Genomic DNA, 23,650 nt, shown 5'->3' on the forward strand with positions numbered 1-23,650 from the left:
TCTGGCCCATACTCTCCCTCAGGTGTGGCGCCTACAGGGTTATCCGGCATCGGATATGGACGATCATGACCGAAACGCTTTTGACGCTTATCAGTGCAGCCCTGATCAACAACCTCGTGTTGCACTGGCCGCTGGGCGTCGATTCGCTGGTGGGCAGCGAGCGCCGACAGGTTCACGCACTGGGCATCGCGACCACCTGCCTGATGCTGATCGCCGGCGTGTTCGGCTATGCGCTGTTTCACTGGCTGCTGGTGCCGCTGGACCTGACCGCCCTGCGCCTGTTCGTGTTTCTGCCGCTGAGCGTGCTGTTGATCGGCCCCCTGCTCAAACTGCTTGCACGCTTGTTGCCCAAGCTTTCGTTCGACGGTCTGTGGCTGCTGATGGCGGGCAATGCCGGCGTTCTGGGCTTGACACTGTTCAACGTTCAGGATGACAACGGCGTCCTCCATGCCATGGCCCTGAGCCTGGGTGCGGGCCTGGGTTTCTGGCTGGTGTTGAGTCTTTTCAACGATCTGCGCCAGCGCACACTCGATAACGATGTTCCCCTGCCCTTTCGCGGCCTGCCGATCGATCTCATCGGTGCCGGACTGATCGCAGTGGCTTTTCTCGGATTCAGCGGACTGATCAAAACATGAGTCTGATTCAACGCATCGACGCCCTCTTGCCACAGACTCAATGCGGCAAGTGCGGCCATCCCGGATGCAAACCGTACGCCGAAGGCATCGCCAGCGGCGAGCCCATCAACAAGTGCCCACCGGGCGGCAGTGAAACCATCAACGCCCTGGCCCAATTGCTGAACGTGCCGGTGCTGGAACTGGACGTGAGCCGTGGTTCGGCCCCGGCGCAAATAGCCTATATTCGCGAAGCCGAATGCATTGGCTGCACCAAGTGCATCCAGGCTTGCCCTGTCGACGCCATCGTCGGCGCGGCGAAACTGATGCACACGGTGATCGTCGACGAATGCACCGGTTGCGATCTCTGCGTGGCGCCGTGCCCGGTCGATTGCATCGAAATGCGCCCGTTGCCGATCGCCACGGTTTTACCGATTGTGGGGGGGCTGGCGTTCAGCCTTGATGAGCTAAGAGCCCGTGCCGCCAAACGCGATCATGCACGTCGCCGGTTCGAACAACGCAACACCCGTTTGCAACGTGAAGAAGAACAGAAAGCAGCCGATCGCCAGGCACGCTTGCAGCGAGCACCGCAGCCCATTGAACCGACTCTCGACCCGGTGCAAGCGGCCCTTGAACGCGTCCGCGCCCAGAAAGCGGCGAATGCCGATGCGGCGCTGAAGAAAGCCAGGATCGATGTCGCGATGAGCCGGGCTCAATTGCACAAATCGCTGAAAGCCTTCGGCCATCCGCCAACCTTTGAACAGCAATCGCAACTCATCGTCCTGCAACAGCAGTTCGAAGCGGCAGAACGGACCCTGGCGCAGCTGGAGAGCGTTGCACCGCCGGCCCCAGTTCAGGTCCCGGCAACACCGGCAGCTGCGACCAAGGACGCCGAGTTGAAACGGGCAAAAATCCAGCTGGCCATGCGCCGCGCCGAACTGAAAAAAGCGCAAAACAGCGAAGCATCCGCCGATCAGATCGAAGCCCTGCAGCGTGCACTCAGCGAGGCCGAACGTCAGGTGCAAGCCTATGCCATCCCTTGAGTCAGTTGACGATCGCTTGCAGCAGGCGATGAAACGGGTACTGCTGGCCACCCTGCCGGGAACATTGATGATGTTCTGGCTGTATGGTTGGGGCGTGTTGATCAATCTGATTCTGGCCAGCGTCGCAGCACTGACGATCGAAGCAGCGATGTTGCGGTTGCGCCAGCGGCCGCTCAGGGCAAGCTTGAGCGACGGTAGCGCTTTCGTCAGCGCGACGCTGCTGGCCCTTGCTCTGCCTCCCTATTGTCCGTGGTGGCTGACCGTCAGCGCCGCCGCGTTCGCGATGGTGTTCGGCAAGCACTTGTATGGCGGTGTCGGAACCAATCCGTTCAATCCGGCGATGCTTGGCTTTGCGCTGGTGCTAGTGACCTTTCCTCAACAAATGACCCATTGGCCGTCATCCCACGGGATGGATCTAACGAATGGTTTGCAACAGATCTTTGGCTTCGGACAGACACCTGACGCGTGGGTCCGCGCTACGGCGCTGGACAGTCTGCGGGTCAACAAAAGCCTGACGATGGACGAACTGTTTTCGGCGAGCCCGGCGTTTGGTCACTTCGGCGGTCGTGGTGTGGAGTGGGTGAACCTGGCGTTCCTTGCCGGTGGCGCATTCCTGCTGCATCGGAAAGTTTTCAGCTGGCATGCACCGGTTGGCATGCTGGCGAGCCTGTTCTTTATCAGCCTGCTGTGCTGGAACGGAACGGGCTCCGATTCCCATGGCTCACCGCTGTTCCAACTGCTCACCGGCGCAACCATGCTGGGGGCATTTTTTATTGTTACGGAACCGGTATCCGGCCCGAAAAGCCCCTTAGCGCGCCTGTTGTTCGGCGTCGGCGTCGGACTGCTGACCTACCTGATTCGCACGTGGGGCGGTTACCCGGACGGCGTGGCCTTTGCGGTGTTGTTGATGAACCTCTGCGTCCCCGCGCTGGAGAGGCTTGCTGTCGCCAGGCAGGAGCGCAGCGCATCATGAATCGTGCGTCGAGCATTGCGATCCTGATCTTACTGGGCACTTCTGGCGCAGGTCTGACCTATATCGCGCAACACAGCAGCGCGCCACGTATCGTCGCCGAACAGCGCTTGATCGACAGTCGCAACCTGCTTGACCTGCTTCCCTCCGACAGCTACGACAATCAGCCTCTGGATCAGCCGCTTACGCTCGAAAACACCGCGCTGGGCAGTAGTACCCTGCTGGCCGGCTATCGAGCGACAAAAAGCGGAAAACCCTATGCCGTATTGCTGCGCAGCCAGACTCTAGGTTACGCAGGCGCCATCGATCTGCTGATTGCCATCGACGAAAACGCCAGGTTAATCGGTGTCAAAACCCTCAAGCAAACGGAAACCCCGGGGCTCGGTGCGCGAATCGCCGACTGGCCCAACACCTGGCTTCAATCCTTTACCGGCAAGTCTCGTTCCGATCCTGACGATAAAGGCTGGGCCTTGAAAAAGGATCGTGGACAATTCGATCAGATGGCGGGAGCGACCATCACTTCCAGAGCGGTAATCAACGCCACCCACGATGCACTTCGCTACTTTGATGATCATCGGCAGCAACTGCTCGGGAGCGCGCCCCATGAGTAAATCATCATTACTGCCGTGCTCATTGATGCTGACGCCACTCATTGGCGCCACCACTTTATTGGTGAACGCACTGGGCCTGTGGCTGATGTTCGTTGTGGTGATTACCTCGTTCGGCCTGGGTATGAACGCTTTGCGACCACGCTTGCTTGGGGCGACACGTTTGTGGGCAAGCGTACTGCTCGCGGCGATGCTGACCAGTTGTGCAGAACTCGGCGCGCAGGTGTGGTCACTGCAATGGCATCAGCAGACAGGCATCTATAGCGCATTGCTCGCTTTGCAATGTGTCGTGCTGGAGCAAAACAAGTTCTTTCAGCTCAACTGGAGAGATCGCCTGCGCGTGTATGGGCTGTTCGGTGTTGCGATGGTGGGCCTGAGCCTGCTGCGAGAATTCATTGGATACGGGACACTTGGCCACCACCTGTCGTGGTTGCTGGTTACGACGCAAGCACAATGGCAGGGTTGGGTGCTGACCGCCGACGGCGGTTTACGCCTGGCTACACTGGCCCCCGGCGGCTTTATTCTCTTGGGTTTGCTGATCGCCGCATGGCAAGCCTGGCATCGCCCGCCACCTTCACACTGACCGTCTTCGAGGAAACGCACAGCCCATGAATGCTGCAAAACGTCTGGAAATATTCCGCAGGCTGCATGAAGACAACCCGGAACCAAAGACCGAACTGGCTTACTCCTCACCGTTCGAATTGCTGATCGCGGTCATTCTTTCGGCGCAATCGACCGATGTCGGGGTTAACAAAGCCACCGCAAAACTGTTTCCGGTCGCCAACACCCCTGCTGCGATCTACGCGCTGGGCGTTGAAGGGTTGTCGGAATACATCAAGACCATAGGACTGTTCAACAGCAAGGCGAAGAACGTCATCGAGACCTGCCGCCTGTTGGTCGAACGCCATGCAGGTGAAGTACCGCAAACCCGAGAGGAACTGGAAGCCTTGCCCGGCGTAGGCCGCAAGACTGCCAACGTCGTGCTCAATACTGCGTTCCGGCAGCTGACCATGGCGGTGGACACCCATATTTTCCGGGTCAGCAACCGCACCGGCATTGCGCCTGGCAAGAATGTCGTTGAAGTCGAGCACAAGCTGATGAAGTTTGTGCCCAAACAGTACCTGCTCGATTCCCATCACTGGCTGATCCTGCACGGGCGCTATGTCTGCCTGGCCCGCAAGCCTCGTTGCGGCAGCTGCCGTATCGAAGACTTGTGCGAATACAAGCATAAGACCTCCGACGATTGAGGTTCTATTAGAATTGTTGATTCACGATTGAAAAAATCTTTTTTACCCGCCAGAGGATTGTCGATATAAGGACCCCCAAAGGCCTTCTTAGCCTGGAGTAACTAAATGAGCACTGGCAAAGAGCAATTGGACATAGAAGACGACTTCACACCCGTCGAGGCTGATGACGCCGAGCCGGTGGTTGAAGTAGCCAAAACCAACCTGAGCAAACGCCGTACCATCGACAATCTGCTGGAGGAGCGCCGACTGCAAAAGCAATTGGCCGATTACGATTTTGACTTATGACACCTGAAAGCCTCCCTAAACGGAGGCTTTTTACTTTGTGCTGAACCGTGATAAGTGCCCGCTTATCGCGCATCAACACCGGAATCAGACAAGTCCATTGCGCTGAGCCAGCTCGATCAGGTCAACCAAGGAACGCGCGTTGAGCTTTAATAACAGCCGTGTCTTGTAAGTACTCACGGTTTTGTTGCTGAGGAACATTCCATCGGCAATCTCCTTGTTGGTCTTGCCTCTGGCCAACTGCTGCAGAACCATCATCTCCCGCCCCGACAGGCGATCTACCATTTCGGCTTCACTGGCGTTCCCCAGACTGGCCCGAACGGTGTGCAACGCTTGATTGGGAAAATAACTGTAACCCGACAGTACTGCTTTTATTGCACTGAGCAACTCCGTCAGGTCCTGCTGTTTGCAAACATACCCTGCGGCTCCGGATTGCATGCATCGCATGGAGAAATGCCCAGGCGCCTGAGAGGTCAATATCAACACTTTCATCGGCAGTGCTGCCGAACTCAATCGCGCGATAACTTCCAGGCCATCGAGTTTCGGTATTCCAATATCCAGAATGACAATATCCGGCATTTGTTCACGGGCAAGTTGTAATGCATCCACGCCATTGTCTGTTTCAGCAACGACTTCGTAGCCATGACGTTCCATCAGCATACGCACCGCAAGACGAATGACGGGGTGATCATCCACGATCAGCACTTTATTCATGGGCAAGTCCAATTTTCGCTGTTCGAATTTTTAGAGCCAGCACAATAGCCTAGTCGTTTCCCCCATGGCATGCCGCACCCCCCGGACACCTACAGCGAAAGACATTCCCTACAAACATCGAGGATTAGTCTTACAAAAAACCCTCGAACTCTGCGTTTCGAAAACTGTATCAGCGTCGAGCACGCCCGTTTTCACGGTGTTTTTTTGTTTCAATTCATAACAAATAACAGCGGCATTTCCCTCGCTATCGCATCCGGCGGACGACCTGAACGCTATTACCCCCCTGAAAGTAACAACTGCATTCGATACCCATCGCTGACAAGAGAAATATCACACAACAAGTTCAACTCACTCTTACAGAAAAAAACAGAACTTTAGCAATCATTAAAAACAGGAACCCAAGTAGATACAAACAGGGTATATTTTGATAAACCCGGAAAACAAGGCGCAATGGACAAAACATCAACCCAACTTCATAAGCAACCAAACATTAACAGCACCCAACCACAAAAACATTAACCACTAGAGAAAAGACAAATCAAAATGAGTAAAAAACATGAAAAAACCCAAAGAAAAAATTGTAAACCCCATCACCGTTATCGCGATATTCGCAACGCTGTCTGAAACTTCGGCGGCAATCACATTACCCTTTCTGGATAACGAGGAAAGGGAAATCTACATATGGTTTCTAATTTCCTTTCCTTTTTATTTGCTTCTTCTTTTCTTTGTCACACTCAACTTTAACTACCGGTCGCTGTACGCACCTTCCGATTATGAAAAGGGCGAACACTTCATAGAGGTTCTTGGTGATATGGATCACCGGGAAAGTGAATCAGCAGATGTTCGTCCGGCGTCGCGCGCCCCTACCGCACAGGCTCCACCGGACGACAACGCCACCGGGATGGATTTCTTTGGTGAACAAGCTGTTCAGTTGCCCGAATCAGCAAGCGATCTGCGCATCATTGATGCGCGCCATATCCACAAAAGGTCCGAACTCGGCGCCTTGTGTCCGGAAATACAACACTCACGCGAAAAACAACTTCACATCATTTTATTTATCGCAGACACAAAATCGGAAAAATGGCTCAAGGAAAGCGTATTCAACCTTTCCAGACAGGCAGGCAAACGCAACCGCGCTACTTTCTTCGCTATTTACAACTTGAGTTCATGGAAAGTGACAATCATTAAAACTTGCCACTGACGGATACCACTCAACGGTGATGTCACGGAGGGGGGTAACCCGCAGGAAACGAAAAAAATCGTGTTATAGAAATATCAGTTGGACCAGGCTTTTTTCAAATTTGTGGCCTCCTCAATGAGGAGGCCACAAATCCATTACCGGCTCAAAGGTCTCAGAACAGCTTGCGACCCTTGTTCGCCGCAATGCGCATGCGCAGGGCGTTGAGCTTGATGAAGCCCGCCGCGTCGGCCTGGTTATACGCGCCGCCATCTTCTTCGAAGGTGGCAATGTTGGCGTCGAACAGCGACTCATCGGACTTGCGACCGGTGACGATCACATTGCCCTTGTACAGCTTCAGGCGAACGACGCCGTTCACGTGAGCCTGGGACGCATCGATCATCTGTTGCAGCATCAGACGCTCAGGGCTCCACCAGTAACCGGTGTAGATCAGGCTGGCGTACTTGGGCATCAGCTCGTCTTTGAGGTGAGCGACTTCGCGGTCCAGTGTGATCGACTCGATCGCACGGTGGGCGCGCAGCATGATGGTGCCGCCTGGGGTTTCGTAGCAGCCGCGGGATTTCATGCCCACGTAACGGTTCTCGACGATGTCGAGACGACCGATGCCATGTTCGCCACCGATACGGTTCAGCGTCGCCAGCACGGTGGCCGGAGTCATTTCGACGCCGTCCAGTGCCACGATGTCGCCGTTGCGGTAGGTCAGTTCCAGGTACTGCGGCTTGTCAGGCGCCTTCTCCGGGGAGACGGTCCAGCGCCACATGTCTTCTTCGTGCTCGGTCCAGGTGTCTTCCAGCACGCCGCCTTCATAGGAGATGTGCAGCAGGTTGGCATCCATCGAGTACGGGGATTTTTTCTTGCCGTGGCGCTCGATAGGGATTGCATGCTTCTCGGCATAATCCATCAGCTTCTCGCGGGACAGCAGGTCCCACTCGCGCCATGGAGCAATCACTTTCACGCCTGGTTTCAAGGCGTAGGCGCCCAGTTCGAAACGAACCTGGTCGTTGCCTTTGCCGGTGGCGCCGTGGGAAATGGCGTCAGCGCCGGTTTCGTTGGCGATTTCAATCAGACGTTTGGCGATCAGCGGACGTGCGATGGAAGTACCCAGCAGGTACTCGCCTTCGTAAACGGTGTTGGCGCGGAACATCGGGAATACGAAATCACGTACGAACTCTTCGCGCAGGTCGTCGATGTAGATTTCTTTGACGCCCATGGCCTGAGCCTTGGCGCGTGCAGGTTCCACCTCTTCGCCCTGACCCAGGTCAGCGGTAAAGGTCACCACTTCACAGTTATAAGTATCCTGCAGCCACTTGAGGATCACCGAAGTGTCCAGGCCGCCGGAATACGCCAGAACGACCTTGTTTACGTCCGCCATGCCATCACTCCACGGGGTTCTACGGAAAGCCGGGAAGTCTACCGCTCATGCAGGATAATTTACAGTGGCGCGACAGCTTATGACGACGAAGCGACAGATTATGTCGAGAGCGCGACGATGACCGGTAAGTCAGGAACTCGCCGAAGAGGCCGGTTTTACGGCTTGAGGCGCCACCTGCTCGGGGGGCGCGCCGCGCTCAAGGCGTATGGCCACACGACGGTTTTTCGATCGGTTGGCGTTGTTGATATTGGGCGCCAGCGGATATCGCTCGCCATGGAAGCGCATGGTGATCTGCGATTCCAGAATCCCGTTGGCCTTGAAAAACTCCATCACGGCCAGGGCGCGACGCCGCGACAGGTCGCGATTGGTCAGGCGGTTGCCGCTGTTGTCGGAATGGCCGTCGAGCTCGATGTGGTTAACCGTCGGATCAGCCTTCATGTACGCCAGCATCACCTGCAGCTTGGCTTTTGCCGCCGCATCCAGATCTATACCGCCGCCAGGGAAGCCGACTTCGGACTGTTTCACCTGATCGAAATTCTGCGGCAACAATTTGGCCACACAGCCCTGATAATCGGCGAACGCCTTGTTGAACCTGACCGGCAACAAACGTACTTCCGATACCCGGCCATCCCCCGAAGAGTGCCGCACCACCGGGCTGCGACCGTCAATCAGACCGCTGATCAGCCGTCCGGCCTGCGCTTGCGAGCTGTTGAACAGCACATTGCCGCTGCCGATCCGCACTGAGCCCAGATTGATGTCACCCCGCCCCGGTTGCCACGGCGCAGCCGCCGCCAACAGCGTGGCCGAGCCACCGCCCAGCATCGCGTTATAGGCATTCAGACGAAATGTCGCCTGCTCGCCGGCGCGGCGCACGAATTGTCCCGAACCGAAATCGGTGATCGGCTGGGTCAACCGGCACTCGAACTTGTCACCTTCGACCGTCCACTCAATGCTCTCCAGACGTGTCTGGAAAGTGATGGCCATCGCAGGAAGGCTGGCAAACACACTGAGCAAGGCTAAATAACGCTGGCGCACGGGAGGCTCCACTGGCTTCGACAACTAAAAGACCGACACACAGATGTTTACGGCATACCTGTTGGATATCGGAAGCTTCCTGCAAAACTTGATAGCGAGTGCCTGCAAGAGTCTTTTCCGGTAGCATTCCCCTCAGTTTGACCCGCCTGGAATCCCCTCATGTCCGACCGCCTGACCCTGCTGCGTCCCGACGACTGGCACATTCATCTTCGCGATGGTGCCGTGTTGACCAATACCGTTGCGGATGTCGCGCGCACCTTTGGTCGCGCCATCATCATGCCTAACCTGGTCCCTCCGGTCCGCAATGCGGCTGAAGCCGACGGCTATCGCCAGCGGATTCTCGCTGCCCGTCCGGCTGGCAGCCCGTTCGAACCGCTGATGGTCCTGTACCTCACCGACCGCACCCTGCCTGAGGAAATTCGCGAGGCCAAGGCCAGCGGTTTCGTTCACGCTGCCAAGCTGTACCCGGCCGGCGCGACCACCAACTCGGACTCTGGCGTCACCAGCATCGACAAGATTTTCCCGGCAATCGAGGCCATGGCCGAAGTCGGGATGCCGTTGTTGATCCACGGTGAGGTTACCCGCGGCGATGTCGACGTCTTCGACCGCGAAAAAATCTTCATCGATGAGCACATGCGTCGCGTGGTCGAGCGTTTCCCGACGCTCAAAGTGGTGTTCGAACACATCACCACCGCTGACGCCGTGCAGTTCGTCAACTCGGCCTCGGCCAACGTTGGCGCGACCATCACCGCGCATCACCTGCTCTACAACCGCAACCACATGCTGGTGGGCGGGATTCGACCACACTTCTACTGCCTGCCGATCCTCAAACGCAACACGCACCAGGAAGCCCTGCTCGACGCCGCCACCAGCGGCAGCGAGAAGTTCTTCCTCGGTACCGATTCGGCGCCGCACGCCCAGCATGCCAAGGAAGCCGCCTGCGGTTGCGCCGGCTGCTACACCGCCTATGCGGCGATCGAGATGTACGCCGAAGCGTTCGAACAGCGCAATGCACTGGACAAGCTCGAAACCTTCGCCAGCCTCAACGGCCCTCGTTTCTACGGCCTGCCGGCAAACACCGATCGCATCACCCTGGTCCGCGAAGATTGGACTGCCCCGACCAGCCTGCCGTTTGGCGAGCTGACCGTCATCCCGCTGCGCGCCGGTGAAAAACTGCGCTGGCGCCTGCTGGAGGAACACGCGTGAGTGAAGACCATTTCGACGACGAACAGGAAGGTCAAGGCGGTGGCGGCGGATCCCGTCACCCCATGGCCGCACGGTTTCGTGGCTACCTGCCCGTTGTCGTCGACGTAGAAACCGGTGGCTTCAACTCGGCCACCGACGCCCTGCTGGAAATCGCCGCGACCACCATCGCCATGGATGAAAAGGGTTTTGTTTACCCGGACCACACGTACTTCTTCCGGGTCGAGCCTTTTGAAGGCGCGAACGTCGAGGCGGCCGCGCTGGAGTTCACCGGGATCAAGCTCGATCACCCACTGCGCATGGCGGTGAGCGAAGAAACGGCCCTGAACGACATCTTCCGCGGCGTGCGCAAGGCACTCAAGGCCAACGGCTGCAAGCGGGCGATTCTGGTCGGGCACAACAGCAGCTTCGATTTGGGTTTCCTGAATGCCGCCGTTGCGCGCCTGGACATGAAGCGCAATCCGTTTCACCCGTTCTCCAGCTTCGACACGGCGACCCTCGCCGGTCTGGCCTACGGTCAAACCGTGCTGGCCAAGGCTTGTCAGGCAGCGGATATCGACTTCGACGGTCGCGAGGCTCATTCGGCTCGCTATGACACCGAGAAGACGGCCGAGCTGTTCTGCGGCATCGTCAATCGGTGGAAGCAGATGGGTGGCTGGGAAGATTTCGACGACTGACAGGTCGCCAAATAATGTTCGCCCATAAAAAAACCGGCCTTGATGGCCGGTTTTTTGTAGCTGCGTTTTACAGCGGGAGCGTGCGCCTTACAGTGCGGCAGCGTGCTCGGTCAGGTAAGCAGCAACGCCTTCTGGCGAAGCGTTCATGCCTTTGTCGCCTTTTTTCCAGTTGGCAGGGCAGACTTCGCCGTGCTCTTCGTGGAATTGCAGAGCGTCGACCAGACGCAGCAGCTCTTCCATGTTACGGCCCAGCGGCAGGTCGTTGATGATCTGCGAACGGACAACGCCTTTGTCGTCGATCAGGAACGCGCCACGGAAGGCAACGCCGTCAGCGGACTGAACGTCGTAAGCCTTCATGATTTCCTGCTTGATGTCGGCAGCCATGGTGTAACGGACTTCGCCGATACCGCCATTGTTGACCGGGGTGTTGCGCCATGCGTTGTGGGTGAAGTGCGAGTCGATCGAAACCGCGACCACTTCAACGTTGCGTGCCTTGAACTCAGACATGCGGTTGTCCAGAGCGATCAGCTCCGACGGGCAAACGAAGGTGAAGTCCAGTGGGTAGAAGAACACCAGGCCGTATTTGCCTTTGATGGCCGACGACAGGGTGAAGCTGTCTACGATTTCGCCATTGCCGAGTACAGCCGGTACGGTGAAGTCAGGGGCTTGTTTGCCTACGAGTACGCTCATTGGATATCTCCTGGTGTAGAAACGTGAAAAACAAGGTTTGCGTCAGCCTGCCACCCTCAAGCGACAGCCCTGTGACACAAATCCGTTGCGCAAAGACCGGCCATCATACACTGCGTGTTTGGCCTGTCCTCAACGGTTTTTCCCGCCGAGGTAAAATCGCTTCAGTAAAATCAACGCCTGCGCGGCAGCGGAAAACCGTTCGTCAGCCTTCAGGAAATGTTCCCTCAAAGCACTTTGACAATCATTCTCGTTAACATTAAGATCCATCGCATTCGAGACATAAACAAGCGACGGTCTTCTCTTATGTATGTTTGCCTCTGCACTGGCGTCACCGACGGTAAAATCCGCGATGCGATCTATGAAGGATGCTGCAGCTACAAAGAAGTCCGGTTGGCCACGGGCGTTGCCAGTCAATGTGGCAAATGTGCCTGCCTTGCCAAGGAAGTGGTCCGCGAAACACTGATGGAATTGCAGACTGCCCAAGCCGCGATTCCTTATCCTGCAGAATTTACAGCTGCCTGAATAATCCAAATTCAAAGAGCCGGACTTATGTCCGGTTTTTTTATGCCTGAAAATCAACTAGTTAGGCCCTAGACGCGGAACACAAACATTCTTATTCCGATTAATTTTCATATATTATTCAATAACTTAGGTTTGACACTCTTAGTTGCGCGGCTCAAACTCCGGCTTATAGACAGCTAATACAGGGCAGGACCCCATCATGAAAGGCGACATTACAGTCATCCAGCATCTCAACAAGATCCTTGCCAATGAACTGGTCGCGATCAATCAATACTTCCTGCACGCGCGGATGTATGAAGATTGGGGTCTGAACAAGCTCGGCAAGCACGAGTACCACGAATCCATCGACGAGATGAAGCACGCGGACAAGCTGATCAAGCGCATCCTGTTCCTTGAAGGCCTGCCGAACGTGCAGGACCTGGGCAAGCTGCACATCGGCGAGCACACCAAGGAAATGCTTGAGTGCGACCTGCGTATCGAGAAAACCGGCCATGCCGATCTCAAACTAGCCATCGCGCATTGCGAGAAAGTCGGCGACTTCGGTAGCCGTGAACTGCTCGAAGACATCCTTGAGTCCGAAGAAGAACATATTGACTGGCTGGAAACCCAACTGGGCCTGATCGACAAGATTGGTCTGGAAAACTATCTGCAATCGCAGATGGGCGAAGACGAGTAAGTGCTACGCCAATAATCTCGACGCCATAAAAAGCCCCGCACTCTGTTGAAGAGGCGGGGCTTTTAATGCCGCTGCAGGCGCTGGCTTGCCAGCGCCTGCAAGGACCGAATCAGGCTTCGGACTTGGCAGCAGCAGCGGCTTCGACTGCAACCTTGATGGTGGTTTGCAGCGAACCGTCTGCAGCCATCTCGGTCATGATGTCGCTACCGCCGACCAGCTCACCACCGACCCACAGTTGCGGAAAGGTTGGCCAGTTGGCGTATTTTGGCAGGTTGGCGCGGATCTCCGGGTTCTGCAGGATGTCCACGTACGCAAACTTTTCGCCACATGCCATCACGGCCTGCGCGGCCTTAGCGGAGAAGCCGCACTGCGGGGCATTTGGCGAGCCTTTCATGTAAAGCAGAATGGTGTTGTTGGCAATCTGCTCTTTAATCGTTTCGATGATATCCATGGAGCACCTCGGCTGAACTTTCCGACTCATGGGTCGGCACGGTGGCGCATTGTAACGGAAAGCCGAGCGCCCTGCTCGGTCTCTCCGTCAGATACGGTCAGGCGGCCGCCACCGTCACCGGAACGCCATTGAGCGCTGCATTGCCGGACAACTCGTCGAGCTGACACTCATCCGTCAGGTCGTTGGCGCTGGCTCCCGGCTGGCCGCTGGCGATGGTCATTTGCACACCCGGGCGCGCATGTCCCCAACCGTGCGGAAGACTGACCACGCCTTTCATCATATCCAGGCTGCCAAGCACTTCCACCTCGATGACCCCGACCCGTGAACTGACCCGCACACGTTGCCCGTCAATCAAGCCACGGCTGGCCAGGTCCTCGGGGTGCATCAACAACTGATGACGCGGTTTGCCTTTCACCAGACGATGATAGTTGTGCATCCACGAGTTGTTACTGCGCACATGGCGACGGCCGATCATCAGCAACTCACCAGCCGCCGGAGCCGGCAGCGCGGCAAAGCGCGCCAGATCGGCAAGAATCGCGGCAGGCGCAGCTTGAACCCGCTGATTGGCGGTTTTCAGACGTGGCGCCAGATTGGCTTGCAACGCACCCAGATCAACGCCGTGAGGATGGTCGAACAGCGTCGCCAGCGACAGTTTTTGCGCCGAGGCGTCACCGTACTGGCCCATGCGCAACCCACGATCGATCATCTGCGCCGGCGCGATGGTCGGTTTCAGCTCCTTGCCGGTCTTCGCGGCAAAGGCCTTGGCCAGCCCGACGAAAATCTCCCAGTCATGCAGCGCGCCTTCGGGCTTGGGCAGAATCGCCCGATTGAAGCGGCTGACATTGCGCACGGCAAACATGTTGAAGGTCGTATCGTAGTGATCGTTTTCCAGTGCCGAAGTGGATGGCAGGATCAGATCGGCGTAGCGCGTAGTCTCATTGATGTACAGGTCGACACTGACCATGAATTCCAGGCCATCCAGCGCTTGCTCCAGTTGTCGACCATTGGGCGTCGATAACACGGGATTACCCGCCACGGTGATCAGCGCGCGAACCTGCCCTTGCCCCTCGGTCAGCATTTCTTCCGCCAACGCCGACACCGGCAGCTCACCGGCGTACTCCGGTCGACCGGAAACCCGGCTCTGCCACAGATTGAAATGCCCGCCCGAGGTCGAGGCCACCAGGTCCACCGCGGGCTCAGTGCACAAGGCCCCCCCGACGCGATCGAGGTTACCGGTGACCAGGTTGATCAACTGCACCAGCCAGTGACAGAGCGTGCCGAATGCCTGGGTCGAGACGCCCATGCGACCGTAGCAAACCGCGGTTGGCGCAGCAGCGAAGTCCCGTGCCAGTTGACGGATCTGTTCGGCCGGCACCGCGCACAACGGGCTCATGGACTCAGCGCTGAATGTCGCAATTGCCTCGCGCACCTCGTCCAGACCGTCCACAGGCAAATGACTGTCGCGGGTCAGGCCTTCGGCGAACAACGTATTGAGCAGGCCAAACAACAACGCCGCATCGCCGCCAGGACGCACAAACAGGTGTTGATCGGCGATCGCTGCCGTTTCGCTGCGTCGCGGGTCAACCACCACCACTTTGCCGCCCCGGGCTTGAATGGCTTTCAAGCGTTTTTCCACATCGGGCACGGTCATGATGCTGCCGTTGGAGGCCAGCGGATTACCGCCGAGGATCAACATGAAGTCGGTGTGATCAATGTCCGGGATCGGCAGCAACAAACCGTGGCCGTACATCAAATGGCTGGTCAGGTGATGAGGCAGTTGGTCGACCGACGTCGCGGAAAACCGGTTGCGGGTTTTCAACAGGCCGAGAAAGTAGTTGCTGTGGGTCATCAGCCCGTAGTTGTGCACGCTGGGGTTGCCCTGATAAACCGCCACCGCGTTTTGCCCATGTCGCTCCTGAATCGCTGCCAGCCTTTCGGCGACAAGATTGAAAGCGTCCTCCCACTCGATCGGCTGCCATTCACTACCCACCCGCCGCATCGGTTGATGCAGGCGATCAGGATCATTCTGGATATCCTGCAGGGCGACAGCCTTGGGGCAAATGTGCCCGCGACTGAACGTATCCAGCGGATCACCCTTGATCGAGGTGATCTGCAGGTTGCCGCCTTCGCTTTCAGTGGTTTCGATGGTCAGGCCGCAGATGGCTTCACACAGGTGGCACGCACGGTGATGGAGAGTCTTGGTCATGGCCAGTCTCTGTCTTGTTCTGGGCGGGCAATATTGGCCGCGGGAACAAAACTATGGCGCGTGCCCCGCGACCGCGCCAGCGACGTTCGTCTTGTGAATCGCTGACCATCAGGCCAACCGATGGCCGTTGCCGATCAGCTCGACGGCAGCCTCGGTGGCGTCTGCGACTGGATTTCCTGGATGGTTTCGATCTGCTCGTGGGCGACATGCACCCCGGTCAACTCGCCAATCAGCCGCCAGTGCTCGTCCAGCCCGGTGCTGATGGTGGCCATGCGGTCGATCATTCGCCGACCGGCGTCCCGGGTCACCGGGTCGCTGCTACGCAGCAATTCGAAGCACATCGAGGTCATCGACGCGGTCAGGTGAGTCAGGGAGCGGGCTGTGAGGCCGAGCAATTCCATTAGCTGCTGTTCTTTCGATTCCATTGCGGAGGCTTCCTGCGTCGCTCGTGATTTATTTATAACCCAGCACTTTGCATTAGCAAATATTTCAGATCAGACGCACGACGCCGAAACGCCGCGAATATGGGGTCGCAAACAGACCACTGACAAGCCATCCGCGCTCCGCTTGATTGCCAAGCTGCGCAGGCGCGGTGTACAAATGCTTCGCTGCTGTCAGGAAACAGGCTTCAAAAGCGCTACTGCGGTCACCCCGTAGCCCCTCTGAAATCCCCTAAAACCGTAGCCCTATTGGTAAGACGCGACATTTAATTATAAGATCGCGCCTCCCCCTATTTCGTCGCCCCGTGCGGCTTACGCCGCAGGTCTCGCCCGTTGTTCCGTCAAACAAGGCTTTGAGCATCTGCGGTTTGTAGCAAAAAGGTAGTCAATGATGAGCGCAAGGCACTTTCTCTCCCTAATGGATTGCACGCCCGAAGAGCTGGTCAGCGTAATCCGTCGAGGCGTTGAGCTCAAAGACCTGCGTAACCGCGGCGTACTGTTCGAGCCCCTGAAAAACCGCGTGCTCGGGATGATTTTCGAGAAGTCCTCGACCCGCACCCGCATTTCCTTCGAAGCCGGCATGATCCAGCTCGGCGGCCAGGCGATTTTCCTGTCGCCCCGCGACACCCAACTGGGCCGTGGCGAGCCGATCGGCGACTGCGCGATCGTCATGTCGAGCATGCTCGATGCAGTAATGATCCGCACCTTTGCCCACAGCAACCTGACCGAGTTCGCCGCCAACTCGCGCGTGCCGGTGATCAACGGCCTGTCCGACGACCTGCATCCGTGCCAGTTGCTGGCCGACATGCAGACATTCCTCGAACACCGCGGCACCATCCAGGGCAAGACCGTGGCCTGGATCGGCGACGGTAACAACATGTGCAATAGCTATATAGAAGCGGCGATCCAGTTCGACTTCCAGCTGCGCGTTGCCTGCCCGGAAGGCTACGAGCCCAATCCCGAATTCGTGGCCATGGCCGGGGACCGGGTCACCATCGTTCGCGATCCGAAGGATGCCGTGCGCGGCGCCCATCTGGTGAGCACTGATGTCTGGACCTCCATGGGCCAGGAAGAAGAAACCGCCAAGCGCCTTCAGCTGTTCGCCCCTTACCAGGTGAACCGCGCACTGCTCGACCTGGCCGCGCCGGACGTGCTGTTCATGCATTGCCTGCCCGCTCACCGTGGCGAAGAAATCAGCATCGACCTGCTCGATGACCCGCGTTCGGTTGCCTGGGATCAAGCCGAGAACCGCCTGCATGCGCAAAAGGCCCTGCTCGAGTTTCTCGTCGAGCCGGCGTACCACCACGCATGAGCCAGCCATTACTGCTAAACCTGCGCAACCTCGCCTGCGGTTATCAAGACCAGCGGGTGGTGCAAAACCTCAACCTGCATTTGAACGCCGGTGACATCGGTTGCCTGCTCGGCTCTTCAGGTTGCGGCAAGACCACCACACTGCGCGCCATTGCCGGATTCGAGCCGGTGCACGAAGGTGACATCCAGCTGGCGGGAGAGACGATCTCCAGCGCCGGTTTCACCCTTGCGCCGGAGAAACGCCGGATCGGCATGGTGTTCCAGGACTACGCACTGTTTCCACACCTGAGCGTGGCCGACAACATCGCCTTCGGCATTCGCAAGCACCCGCAAAAGGATCGCGTCACCGAAGAGCTGCTGGAACTGGTCAACCTCAAAGGCCTCGGCAAGCGCTTCCCCCATGAGCTTTCCGGTGGTCAGCAGCAACGTGTCGCACTGGCCCGTGCCCTGGCGCCAGAGCCGCAATTGCTCTTGCTCGATGAACCGTTCTCCAACCTCGATGGTGAATTGCGCCGCAAGCTCAGCCACGAGGTGCGCGACATCCTCAAGGCCCGCGGCACCAGCGCGATTCTGGTGACCCACGATCAGGAAGAAGCCTTCGCGGTCAGCGATCACGTCGGCGTATTCAAGGAAGGTCGACTTGAGCAGTGGGATACGCCCTACAACCTCTATCACGAACCTCTGACGCCCTACGTGGCCAGCTTCATCGGCCAGGGCTACTTCATTCGTGGTCAGTTGAGCAGCCCGGAGTCAGTGCAAACCGAGCTGGGCGAGTTGCGCGGTAACCGGGCCTACACCTGGCCGGTGGGTAGCGCAGTGGACGTGTTGCTGCGTCCGGACGACATCGTTTATGCGCCAGACAGTGCATTGAAGGTGCGGATTGTGGGCAAGTCGTTCCAGGGCGCCTCAACGCTCTATCGCCTGCAACTGCCAACCGGCACACAGCTGGAGTCGATCTTCCCGAGCCATGTCGATCATCTGATTGGCACTGAGGTCGGCATACGTGTCGCGGCGGAACACCTGCTGCTGTTCCAGGCGAGCGGAAGCATGGCGGCGCAGATCGCGGCCGTAGAAGCTGGCGTTCGGCGCTACAGCACTGCTCACTGATCAGCACCCTCGCAGTGGGAGCGACCTGCTCGCGATGACGGTTTTTCATTCAACAACCCTGTTGGCTGATCCACCGCTATCGCGAGCAGGCTTGCTCCTACAGGAGTTTTGAGTCAGCCCAACAGCAACGTTCCGCTGGTCACCAGCGTCGCATTCCCGCCAATTTTCACCCGGTCGCCTTCCAGCCGGCAGAACAACTCTCCTCCCCGCGCCGAGCATTGATACGCCGTCAAACTTGACTTGCTCAACCGTGCAGACCAGTACGGAATCAGGCTGCAATGAGTCGATCCCGTCACCGGATCCTCGTTGATGCCAATGGCCGGTGCGAAGTAGCGCGAGACGAAATCGTGCTTGCTGCCCCGCGCGGTGACGATGGCGCCCAACCATGGCAGCCTGGCCAGCGCCACCATATCCGGCTGACAGTCGAGTACCGCCTGCTCGGACTCCAACACCACGAACAGTTCATTCGATCCCAACACATCGACGGCTTCCACGCCGAGGGCACGCTCGACGTCCAGCGTCACGCCCACCTCTGACGGGATGATTGCCGGGAAATCCAGCCACAAAAGCCCACCCTCGCGGCTGACACTCAGCGGGCCGGACTTGCAGGTGAAGTCCAGGCGCTCGACTGGCTCCTTGTAGATCTCGAACAAAACGTGAGCACTGGCCAGCGTCGCGTGACCGCACAGCGGGACTTCGGTGGTCGGGGTAAACCAGCGGATGTGCCAGCCCTGGCCTTCGCGCACGACAAAAGCCGTTTCAGCAAGATTGTGCTCGGCGGCAATCTTTTGCATCAACTCATCGGCGAGCCAGGCATCCAGCCGATAGACCATTGCCGGGTTGCCACGAAAAGGCTGATCACTGAACGCGTCGACCTGATGAAACTCAAGTTGCATAAACATCTCCCTTTGTCAGGTCACCGAGCATGAGGTCGCCGGGGAAAAACCACCAGTGACAGAGTTGACCGATTTTCGCCATACAGTGGCGTGGCTGTCCTGTCAGGCCCGACCGATATCGGCGAACGTTGCTTGAGTATGCTCGGCCAGCACTGCCGGGGCCAATTCGACCTCCAGCCCACGTCGGCCGGCACTGACGAAAATGCTCGCGAAGGGTTGGGCCGAATTATCTATAAAAGTGCGCAACCGCTTTTTTTGCCCCAGCGGACTGATCCCGCCCAACAGATAACCCGTCGACCGTTGCGCTGCGACGGGGTCGGCCATTTCAACTTTTTTCACCCCGGCGGCGTGAGCCAAACCTTTCAAGTCCAGACTGCCGACAACTGGCACCACCGCCACCAGCAGCTCGCCTTTCTCGCTGGCCGCAAGCAAGGTCTTGAACACCTGAGCCGGGTCCAGGCCAAGTTTTTCTGCGGCTTCGAGTCCATAGGACGCTGCCTTCGGGTCATGTTCGTAACTGTGCACTCGGTGTTCGGCCCGAACCTTTTTCAGCAAATCCAATGCGGGGGTCATGACAGCTCCAGACTGGGCGGCAGTAGAAAAATCCTGCGCCGGATTCTAGGACATTGATCCGCAAAAGGCTCTAACCCGGCACCGTTTGCATGGGTTGCCGCCCTTGATCATCCGCGATCATTCACCGAACTAATAGTTTATTTATGACCAGTGGTTCACTTTCGACCTTTGACAGCAGTGTTTCTTGTCTATATTTTTTCGTTTATGAAACTTCTCGAAGAGTCATACCGCAACGCCCCGCTGTAAACCGGGAACAGGATGGGGATTCTGCCTCGGGGAAAACCGCGCTCTGACCCTGATGGAAAGCAAGCGCCAGACAAGAAAAAAATGAGGTTTCAATGACAACTGCTGTACAACAACCGTCGCTCTCGAGCCAATGCATGGCCGAGTTTCTGGGCACCGCGCTTCTGATTTTTTTTGGTACCGGTTGCGTCGCCGCGCTCAAGGTCGCGGGCGCCAGCTTTGGCTTGTGGGAAATAAGCATCATTTGGGGCGTTGGTGTCAGCATGGCGATCTACCTGACTGCCGGGGTTTCCGGGGCTCACCTGAATCCCGCCGTCAGCATCGCGCTGAGCATTTTTGCCGACTTCGAAAAGCGCAAACTGCCCTTCTATATTTTCGCCCAGGTCGCTGGCGCCTTTTGCGGTGCGCTGTTGGTGTACACGTTGTACAGCAACTTGTTCTTCGATTTCGAACAAACTCACCATATGGTTCGCGGCACCGAAGCCAGCCTTGAGCTGGCATCGGTGTTTTCCACCTTCCCCAACCCGAGCCTGTCCACAGCGCAAGCCTTTCTGGTCGAGGTGATCATCACCGCCATCCTGATGGGCGTGATCATGTCGCTGACCGACGATAACAATGGCCTGCCCAATGGCCCGCTGGCACCGATCCTGATCGGCTTGCTGATTGCGGTGATCGGCAGTTCGATGGGGCCACTGACCGGTTTCGCGATGAACCCTGCACGGGACTTCGGCCCGAAACTCATGACATTTTTCTCCGGTTGGGGCGAAATTTCCCTTACCGGCGGGCGCGACATCCCCTACTTCCTGATTCCGATATTCGCCCCGATCGTCGGCGCCTGCCTCGGTGCCGCGGCCTATCGCGGAATCATCGCCCGCCATCTGCCCGGCGCCGCACCTGCTACAAAGGACACAACAACAGCCATTGACGGCAAACCCAGAATTTCTTGATACCGTTGGCGCATGATCCTGCCGAAAAGATCGCGCGCCAGACCTCACCCCCTTATTTCGTCCAAGGCAATCGACATGACCGACTCTCAGAATAAGAACTACATCATTGCCCTCGATCAGGGTACGACCAGCTCCCGCGCGATCATTTTCGACCGCGACGCCAACGTGGTCTGCACCGCTCAACGGGAGTTCGCGCAGCACTACCCGCAAGCCGGCTGGGTCGAGCATGACCCGATGGAAATCTTCGCCACACAGAGCGCAGTGATGGTCGAGGCACTGGCGCAAGCCGGTCTGCATCACGATCAGGTCGCGGCCATCGGCATCACCAACCAGCGTGAAACCACGGTGGTCTGGGACAAGAACACCGGACGCCCGATCTACAACGCCATCGTCTGGCAGTGCCGACGCAGCACCGAGATCTGCCAGCAGCTCAAACGCGATGGCCACGAGCAATACATCAGCGACACCACGGGCCTGGTCACCGACCCGTATTTCTCCGGCACCAAGCTCAAGTGGATTCTCGACAATGTCGAAGGCAGCCGTGAGCGTGCACGCAACGGCGAGCTGCTGTTCGGCACCGTCGACAGCTGGCTGATCTGGAAATTTACCGGCGGCAAAGTGCACGTCACTGACTACACCAACGCCTCACGCACCATGCTTTTCAACATCCACACCCTGGAGTGGGATGCGAAGATGCTGGAGGTGCTGGATATCCCTCGCGAAATGCTGCCCGAAGTGAAATCGTCGTCGGAAATCTACGGCCGCACCAAAAGCGGTATCGCCATCGGTGGTATCGCCGGCGACCAGCAAGCCGCGTTGTTCGGACAGATGTGTGTCGAGGCCGGCCAGGCCAAAAACACCTACGGCACCGGTTGCTTCCTGTTGATGAACACCGGCGACAAAGCCGTGAAATCCAGCCACGGCATGCTGACCACCATTGCCTGCGGTCCGCGCGGCGAAGTGGCCTATGCCCTGGAAGGCGCGGTGTTCAACGGCGGTTCCACCGTGCAATGGCTACGGGACGAGTTGAAGATCATCAATGACGCTCACGACACCGAATACTTTGCCAACAAGGTCAAGGACAGTAATGGTGTGTACCTGGTCCCGGCCTTTACTGGCCTGGGTGCTCCGTACTGGGACCCGTATGCCCGCGGCGCATTGTTCGGCCTGACCCGCGGTGTCCGCGTGGATCACATCATCCGCGCAGCGCTCGAGTCGATTGCCTACCAGACCCGCGACGTACTCGATGCCATGCAGCAAGATGCCGGGGAGCGCCTCAAAGCCTTGCGCGTGGATGGCGGTGCGGTGGCGAACAACTTCCTCATGCAGTTCCAGGCCGATATCCTCGGCACGCACGTCGAGCGTCCGCAAATGCGCGAAACCACGGCGCTGGGTGCTGCCTACCTGGCGGGCCTGGCGTGTGGTTTCTGGGGCAGCCTGGAAGAGTTGCGCGGCAAGGCCGTGATCGAGCGCAAATTCGAACCGACCCTGGACGAAGCGGCGAAGGAAAAACTCTACGCCGGCTGGAAAAAAGCCGTCAGCCGCACCCGCGATTGGGAGCCGCAGGAAGGGGCTGAATAAGCCAATAGCCAGACCGGTATCCGGTTGTAACTGGCAGGGAGCAGATTCCTGCGGCATCATGGGCAAATTTTGCACGGCAGCCCAAAGGACGCCCCATGAATCTGCCTCCCCGTCAGCAGCAAATCCTCGAACTGGTTCGCGAACGCGGCTATGTGAGTATCGAGGAAATGGCTACGCTGTTCGTTGTTACTCCGCAAACCATCCGCCGCGATATCAACCAGCTCGCGGAAGCCAATTTGCTGCGTCGCTACCACGGCGGCGCGGCTTACGACTCCAGTGTCGAAAACACTGCCTACGCCATGCGCGCCGACCAGATGCGCGATGAGAAACAGCGTATTGGCGAAGCCATTGCCGCACAGATTCCGGATCACGCCTCGCTGTTCATCAACATCGGCACCACCACCGAATCCATCGCCCGCGCGCTGCTCAATCACAATCACCTGAAGATCATCACCAACAACCTGCATGTGGCCTCGATGCTCAGCGCCAAGGACGACTTTGACGTGCTGCTGACCGGCGGCAATGTGCGGCGTGACGGTGGCGTAGTGGGTCAGGCGAGTGTCGATTTCATCAACCAGTTCAAGGTCGACTTCGCTCTGGTCGGCATTAGCGGCATCGATGAAGATGGCAGTTTGCTGGATTTCGATTATCAGGAAGTGCGGGTGTCCCAGGCGATCATCGCCAATGCCCGTCAAGTGATTCTCGCCGCCGACTCGAGCAAATTCGGGCGCAACGCCATGATTCGCCTGGGTCCGATCAGCCTGGTTGATTGCCTTGTAACCGATCAGCAGCCCTCCCCGGCGCTGGCGCAATTGCTGAACCAGCACAAGGTTCGGCTGGAGGTTGTTTAACCACAACGAAGGTTGAACGACCCGCAAGAGCCGGCTTGCCGGCGATGGCGCCCTTGAGATCGCATCGCCAGCAAGCCGGCTCCTACAGTGCATTCCCCTCAAAAATGTTCGTAAATTTTCCTTTCACCGCCCTTCGATGAGTATTTTCAATCGAAGCTGACTGGCTGTGCGCGTCTTAATGGGCTAGTATTTTCGC

The 23,650-nt window shown here is 57.8% G+C and carries 26 protein-coding genes; 17 read left to right on the top strand and 9 right to left on the bottom strand.

Annotated elements, in window-relative coordinates; all coding sequences use genetic code 11:
* Positions 1-65 precede the first annotated feature (65 nt).
* From BVK86_RS05805 to BVK86_RS05835, 7 genes are all read left to right on the top strand, one after another.
* The gene (locus tag BVK86_RS05805; protein WP_075945524.1) at positions 66-635 is read left to right on the top strand and encodes an Rnf-Nqr domain containing protein; all 570 of its coding nucleotides are present in this window, start codon (positions 66-68) and stop codon (positions 633-635) included.
* Positions 632-1,654: an electron transport complex subunit RsxB gene (gene rsxB, locus BVK86_RS05810; RefSeq protein WP_075945525.1), complete on the top strand. Its 1,023-nt coding sequence runs from the start codon at positions 632-634 to the stop codon at positions 1,652-1,654. The genes BVK86_RS05805 and rsxB overlap by 4 nt, the downstream gene beginning before the upstream one ends.
* Complete coding sequence (locus BVK86_RS05815; protein WP_075945526.1) at positions 1,641-2,627, top strand: RnfABCDGE type electron transport complex subunit D; 987 nt, start codon at positions 1,641-1,643, stop codon at positions 2,625-2,627. The genes rsxB and BVK86_RS05815 overlap by 14 nt, the downstream gene beginning before the upstream one ends.
* Positions 2,624-3,235, top strand: a complete 612-nt coding sequence (locus BVK86_RS05820) for an RnfABCDGE type electron transport complex subunit G (protein ID WP_075945527.1) — start codon at positions 2,624-2,626, stop codon at positions 3,233-3,235. The genes BVK86_RS05815 and BVK86_RS05820 overlap by 4 nt, the downstream gene beginning before the upstream one ends.
* Positions 3,228-3,815 carry an Rnf-Nqr domain containing protein gene (locus tag BVK86_RS05825; protein WP_075945528.1) on the top strand — a complete coding sequence of 196 codons (588 nt, stop codon included), beginning with the start codon at positions 3,228-3,230 and terminating at the stop codon, positions 3,813-3,815. The genes BVK86_RS05820 and BVK86_RS05825 overlap by 8 nt, the downstream gene beginning before the upstream one ends.
* 25 nt (positions 3,816-3,840) lie before the next feature.
* Positions 3,841-4,479 carry an endonuclease III gene (nth, locus tag BVK86_RS05830; protein WP_075945529.1) on the top strand — a complete coding sequence of 213 codons (639 nt, stop codon included), beginning with the start codon at positions 3,841-3,843 and terminating at the stop codon, positions 4,477-4,479.
* A gap of 105 nt (positions 4,480-4,584) precedes the next feature.
* Positions 4,585-4,764, top strand: coding sequence for a PA3496 family putative envelope integrity protein (locus BVK86_RS05835; protein WP_075945530.1), 180 nt, complete (start codon positions 4,585-4,587; stop codon positions 4,762-4,764).
* Positions 4,765-4,848: 84 nt separating this feature from the next.
* On the opposite strand, the gene BVK86_RS05840 is transcribed toward BVK86_RS05835, so the two are convergent.
* On the bottom strand, positions 4,849-5,475 hold the full coding sequence (locus BVK86_RS05840) for a response regulator transcription factor (protein ID WP_075945531.1): 627 nt from the start codon (positions 5,473-5,475) through the stop codon (positions 4,849-4,851).
* 556 nt (positions 5,476-6,031) lie between these two features.
* Between BVK86_RS05840 and BVK86_RS05845 the strand changes: the two genes are divergently transcribed.
* Entirely contained in the window at positions 6,032-6,676 is a 645-nt protein-coding gene (locus BVK86_RS05845) for a hypothetical protein (protein ID WP_075945532.1), read from the top strand.
* A 151-nt stretch (positions 6,677-6,827) separates the two neighbouring features.
* Here BVK86_RS05845 and BVK86_RS05850 read toward each other — a convergent pair whose 3' ends face one another.
* Both BVK86_RS05850 and BVK86_RS05855 read right to left on the bottom strand, forming a co-directional pair.
* Entirely contained in the window at positions 6,828-8,045 is a 1,218-nt protein-coding gene (locus BVK86_RS05850) for an argininosuccinate synthase (RefSeq protein ID WP_020799894.1), read from the bottom strand.
* Positions 8,046-8,174: 129 nt separating this feature from the next.
* A complete protein-coding gene (locus BVK86_RS05855) occupies positions 8,175-9,080 on the bottom strand; it encodes a flagellar protein MotY (protein ID WP_075945533.1) in 906 nt (301 codons plus the stop codon).
* Positions 9,081-9,239: 159 nt separating this feature from the next.
* On the opposite strand from BVK86_RS05855, the gene pyrC reads away from it, so the two are divergent.
* Positions 9,240-10,286 carry a dihydroorotase gene (gene pyrC, locus BVK86_RS05860; RefSeq protein ID WP_075945534.1) on the top strand — a complete coding sequence of 349 codons (1,047 nt, stop codon included), beginning with the start codon at positions 9,240-9,242 and terminating at the stop codon, positions 10,284-10,286.
* Positions 10,283-10,960, top strand: a complete 678-nt coding sequence (gene rnt / locus BVK86_RS05865) for a ribonuclease T (protein WP_056853601.1) — start codon at positions 10,283-10,285, stop codon at positions 10,958-10,960. The genes pyrC and rnt overlap by 4 nt, the downstream gene beginning before the upstream one ends.
* 87 nt (positions 10,961-11,047) lie before the next feature.
* Here rnt and BVK86_RS05870 read toward each other — a convergent pair whose 3' ends face one another.
* On the bottom strand, positions 11,048-11,650 hold the full coding sequence (locus BVK86_RS05870; protein ID WP_007971324.1) for a peroxiredoxin: 603 nt from the start codon (positions 11,648-11,650) through the stop codon (positions 11,048-11,050).
* Between the two features lie 303 nt (positions 11,651-11,953).
* Between BVK86_RS05870 and BVK86_RS05875 the strand changes: the two genes are divergently transcribed.
* Entirely contained in the window at positions 11,954-12,172 is a 219-nt protein-coding gene (locus BVK86_RS05875) for a bacterioferritin-associated ferredoxin (protein WP_075945535.1), read from the top strand.
* Between the two features lie 199 nt (positions 12,173-12,371).
* On the top strand, positions 12,372-12,848 hold the full coding sequence (bfr, locus tag BVK86_RS05880) for a bacterioferritin (protein WP_075945536.1): 477 nt from the start codon (positions 12,372-12,374) through the stop codon (positions 12,846-12,848).
* 109 nt (positions 12,849-12,957) lie between these two features.
* Here bfr and grxD read toward each other — a convergent pair whose 3' ends face one another.
* From grxD to BVK86_RS05895, 3 genes are all read right to left on the bottom strand, one after another.
* Positions 12,958-13,299, bottom strand: a complete 342-nt coding sequence (gene grxD / locus BVK86_RS05885) for a Grx4 family monothiol glutaredoxin (RefSeq protein ID WP_075945537.1) — start codon at positions 13,297-13,299, stop codon at positions 12,958-12,960.
* A gap of 97 nt (positions 13,300-13,396) precedes the next feature.
* Positions 13,397-15,505, bottom strand: coding sequence for a molybdopterin oxidoreductase family protein (locus BVK86_RS05890; RefSeq protein WP_075945538.1), 2,109 nt, complete (start codon positions 15,503-15,505; stop codon positions 13,397-13,399).
* Between the two features lie 134 nt (positions 15,506-15,639).
* Entirely contained in the window at positions 15,640-15,930 is a 291-nt protein-coding gene (locus BVK86_RS05895) for a hypothetical protein (RefSeq protein ID WP_075945539.1), read from the bottom strand.
* A gap of 406 nt (positions 15,931-16,336) precedes the next feature.
* Between BVK86_RS05895 and argF the strand changes: the two genes are divergently transcribed.
* The gene (gene argF, locus BVK86_RS05900) at positions 16,337-17,257 is read left to right on the top strand and encodes an ornithine carbamoyltransferase (protein ID WP_075945540.1); all 921 of its coding nucleotides are present in this window, start codon (positions 16,337-16,339) and stop codon (positions 17,255-17,257) included.
* Complete coding sequence (locus BVK86_RS05905; protein ID WP_075945541.1) at positions 17,254-18,363, top strand: ABC transporter ATP-binding protein; 1,110 nt, start codon at positions 17,254-17,256, stop codon at positions 18,361-18,363. Before argF ends, BVK86_RS05905 begins: the two co-directional genes overlap by 4 nt.
* Before the next feature lie 113 nt (positions 18,364-18,476).
* Here the strand turns inward: BVK86_RS05905 and BVK86_RS05910 are convergent, their stop codons facing one another.
* Positions 18,477-19,259 carry a PhzF family phenazine biosynthesis protein gene (locus tag BVK86_RS05910; RefSeq protein ID WP_075945542.1) on the bottom strand — a complete coding sequence of 261 codons (783 nt, stop codon included), beginning with the start codon at positions 19,257-19,259 and terminating at the stop codon, positions 18,477-18,479.
* A gap of 102 nt (positions 19,260-19,361) precedes the next feature.
* Positions 19,362-19,832, bottom strand: a complete 471-nt coding sequence (gene ybaK, locus BVK86_RS05915) for a Cys-tRNA(Pro) deacylase (RefSeq protein WP_075945543.1) — start codon at positions 19,830-19,832, stop codon at positions 19,362-19,364.
* A 338-nt stretch (positions 19,833-20,170) separates the two neighbouring features.
* Between ybaK and BVK86_RS05920 the strand changes: the two genes are divergently transcribed.
* From BVK86_RS05920 to BVK86_RS05930, 3 genes are all read left to right on the top strand, one after another.
* Positions 20,171-21,022 carry an MIP/aquaporin family protein gene (locus BVK86_RS05920; RefSeq protein WP_075945544.1) on the top strand — a complete coding sequence of 284 codons (852 nt, stop codon included), beginning with the start codon at positions 20,171-20,173 and terminating at the stop codon, positions 21,020-21,022.
* 75 nt (positions 21,023-21,097) lie between these two features.
* Positions 21,098-22,603 carry a glycerol kinase GlpK gene (gene glpK, locus BVK86_RS05925; protein WP_075945545.1) on the top strand — a complete coding sequence of 502 codons (1,506 nt, stop codon included), beginning with the start codon at positions 21,098-21,100 and terminating at the stop codon, positions 22,601-22,603.
* Positions 22,604-22,698: 95 nt separating this feature from the next.
* A complete protein-coding gene (locus BVK86_RS05930) occupies positions 22,699-23,454 on the top strand; it encodes a DeoR/GlpR family transcriptional regulator (protein ID WP_046042004.1) in 756 nt (251 codons plus the stop codon).
* Positions 23,455-23,650: the final 196 nt, after the last annotated feature.

It is taken from the genome of Pseudomonas reinekei (assembly GCF_001945365.1).
In the GTDB taxonomy this organism is placed as follows: Bacteria; Pseudomonadota; Gammaproteobacteria; order Pseudomonadales; family Pseudomonadaceae; genus Aquipseudomonas; species Aquipseudomonas reinekei.

What these genes read in the sequence shown, in the direction of transcription:
- BVK86_RS05805 (WP_075945524.1), top strand. Translation starts at nt 66, where the DNA reads ATGACCGAAACGCTTTTGACGCTTATCAGTGCAGCCCTGATCAACAAC.
- rsxB (WP_075945525.1), top strand. Translation starts at nt 632, where the DNA reads ATGAGTCTGATTCAACGCATCGACGCCCTCTTGCCACAGACTCAATGC.
- BVK86_RS05815 (WP_075945526.1), top strand. Translation starts at nt 1,641, where the DNA reads ATGCCATCCCTTGAGTCAGTTGACGATCGCTTGCAGCAGGCGATGAAA.
- BVK86_RS05820 (WP_075945527.1), top strand. Translation starts at nt 2,624, where the DNA reads ATGAATCGTGCGTCGAGCATTGCGATCCTGATCTTACTGGGCACTTCT.
- BVK86_RS05825 (WP_075945528.1), top strand. Translation starts at nt 3,228, where the DNA reads ATGAGTAAATCATCATTACTGCCGTGCTCATTGATGCTGACGCCACTC.
- nth (WP_075945529.1), top strand. Translation starts at nt 3,841, where the DNA reads ATGAATGCTGCAAAACGTCTGGAAATATTCCGCAGGCTGCATGAAGAC.
- BVK86_RS05835 (WP_075945530.1), top strand. Translation starts at nt 4,585, where the DNA reads ATGAGCACTGGCAAAGAGCAATTGGACATAGAAGACGACTTCACACCC.
- BVK86_RS05840 (WP_075945531.1), bottom strand. Translation starts at nt 5,475, where the DNA reads ATGAATAAAGTGCTGATCGTGGATGATCACCCCGTCATTCGTCTTGCG.
- BVK86_RS05845 (WP_075945532.1), top strand. Translation starts at nt 6,032, where the DNA reads ATGAAAAAACCCAAAGAAAAAATTGTAAACCCCATCACCGTTATCGCG.
- BVK86_RS05850 (WP_020799894.1), bottom strand. Translation starts at nt 8,045, where the DNA reads ATGGCGGACGTAAACAAGGTCGTTCTGGCGTATTCCGGCGGCCTGGAC.
- pyrC (WP_075945534.1), top strand. Translation starts at nt 9,240, where the DNA reads ATGTCCGACCGCCTGACCCTGCTGCGTCCCGACGACTGGCACATTCAT.
- BVK86_RS05870 (WP_007971324.1), bottom strand. Translation starts at nt 11,650, where the DNA reads ATGAGCGTACTCGTAGGCAAACAAGCCCCTGACTTCACCGTACCGGCT.
- BVK86_RS05875 (WP_075945535.1), top strand. Translation starts at nt 11,954, where the DNA reads ATGTATGTTTGCCTCTGCACTGGCGTCACCGACGGTAAAATCCGCGAT.
- bfr (WP_075945536.1), top strand. Translation starts at nt 12,372, where the DNA reads ATGAAAGGCGACATTACAGTCATCCAGCATCTCAACAAGATCCTTGCC.
- grxD (WP_075945537.1), bottom strand. Translation starts at nt 13,299, where the DNA reads ATGGATATCATCGAAACGATTAAAGAGCAGATTGCCAACAACACCATT.
- BVK86_RS05890 (WP_075945538.1), bottom strand. Translation starts at nt 15,505, where the DNA reads ATGACCAAGACTCTCCATCACCGTGCGTGCCACCTGTGTGAAGCCATC.
- BVK86_RS05895 (WP_075945539.1), bottom strand. Translation starts at nt 15,930, where the DNA reads ATGGAATCGAAAGAACAGCAGCTAATGGAATTGCTCGGCCTCACAGCC.
- argF (WP_075945540.1), top strand. Translation starts at nt 16,337, where the DNA reads ATGAGCGCAAGGCACTTTCTCTCCCTAATGGATTGCACGCCCGAAGAG.
- BVK86_RS05905 (WP_075945541.1), top strand. Translation starts at nt 17,254, where the DNA reads ATGAGCCAGCCATTACTGCTAAACCTGCGCAACCTCGCCTGCGGTTAT.
- BVK86_RS05910 (WP_075945542.1), bottom strand. Translation starts at nt 19,259, where the DNA reads ATGCAACTTGAGTTTCATCAGGTCGACGCGTTCAGTGATCAGCCTTTT.
- ybaK (WP_075945543.1), bottom strand. Translation starts at nt 19,832, where the DNA reads ATGACCCCCGCATTGGATTTGCTGAAAAAGGTTCGGGCCGAACACCGA.
- BVK86_RS05920 (WP_075945544.1), top strand. Translation starts at nt 20,171, where the DNA reads ATGACAACTGCTGTACAACAACCGTCGCTCTCGAGCCAATGCATGGCC.
- glpK (WP_075945545.1), top strand. Translation starts at nt 21,098, where the DNA reads ATGACCGACTCTCAGAATAAGAACTACATCATTGCCCTCGATCAGGGT.
- BVK86_RS05930 (WP_046042004.1), top strand. Translation starts at nt 22,699, where the DNA reads ATGAATCTGCCTCCCCGTCAGCAGCAAATCCTCGAACTGGTTCGCGAA.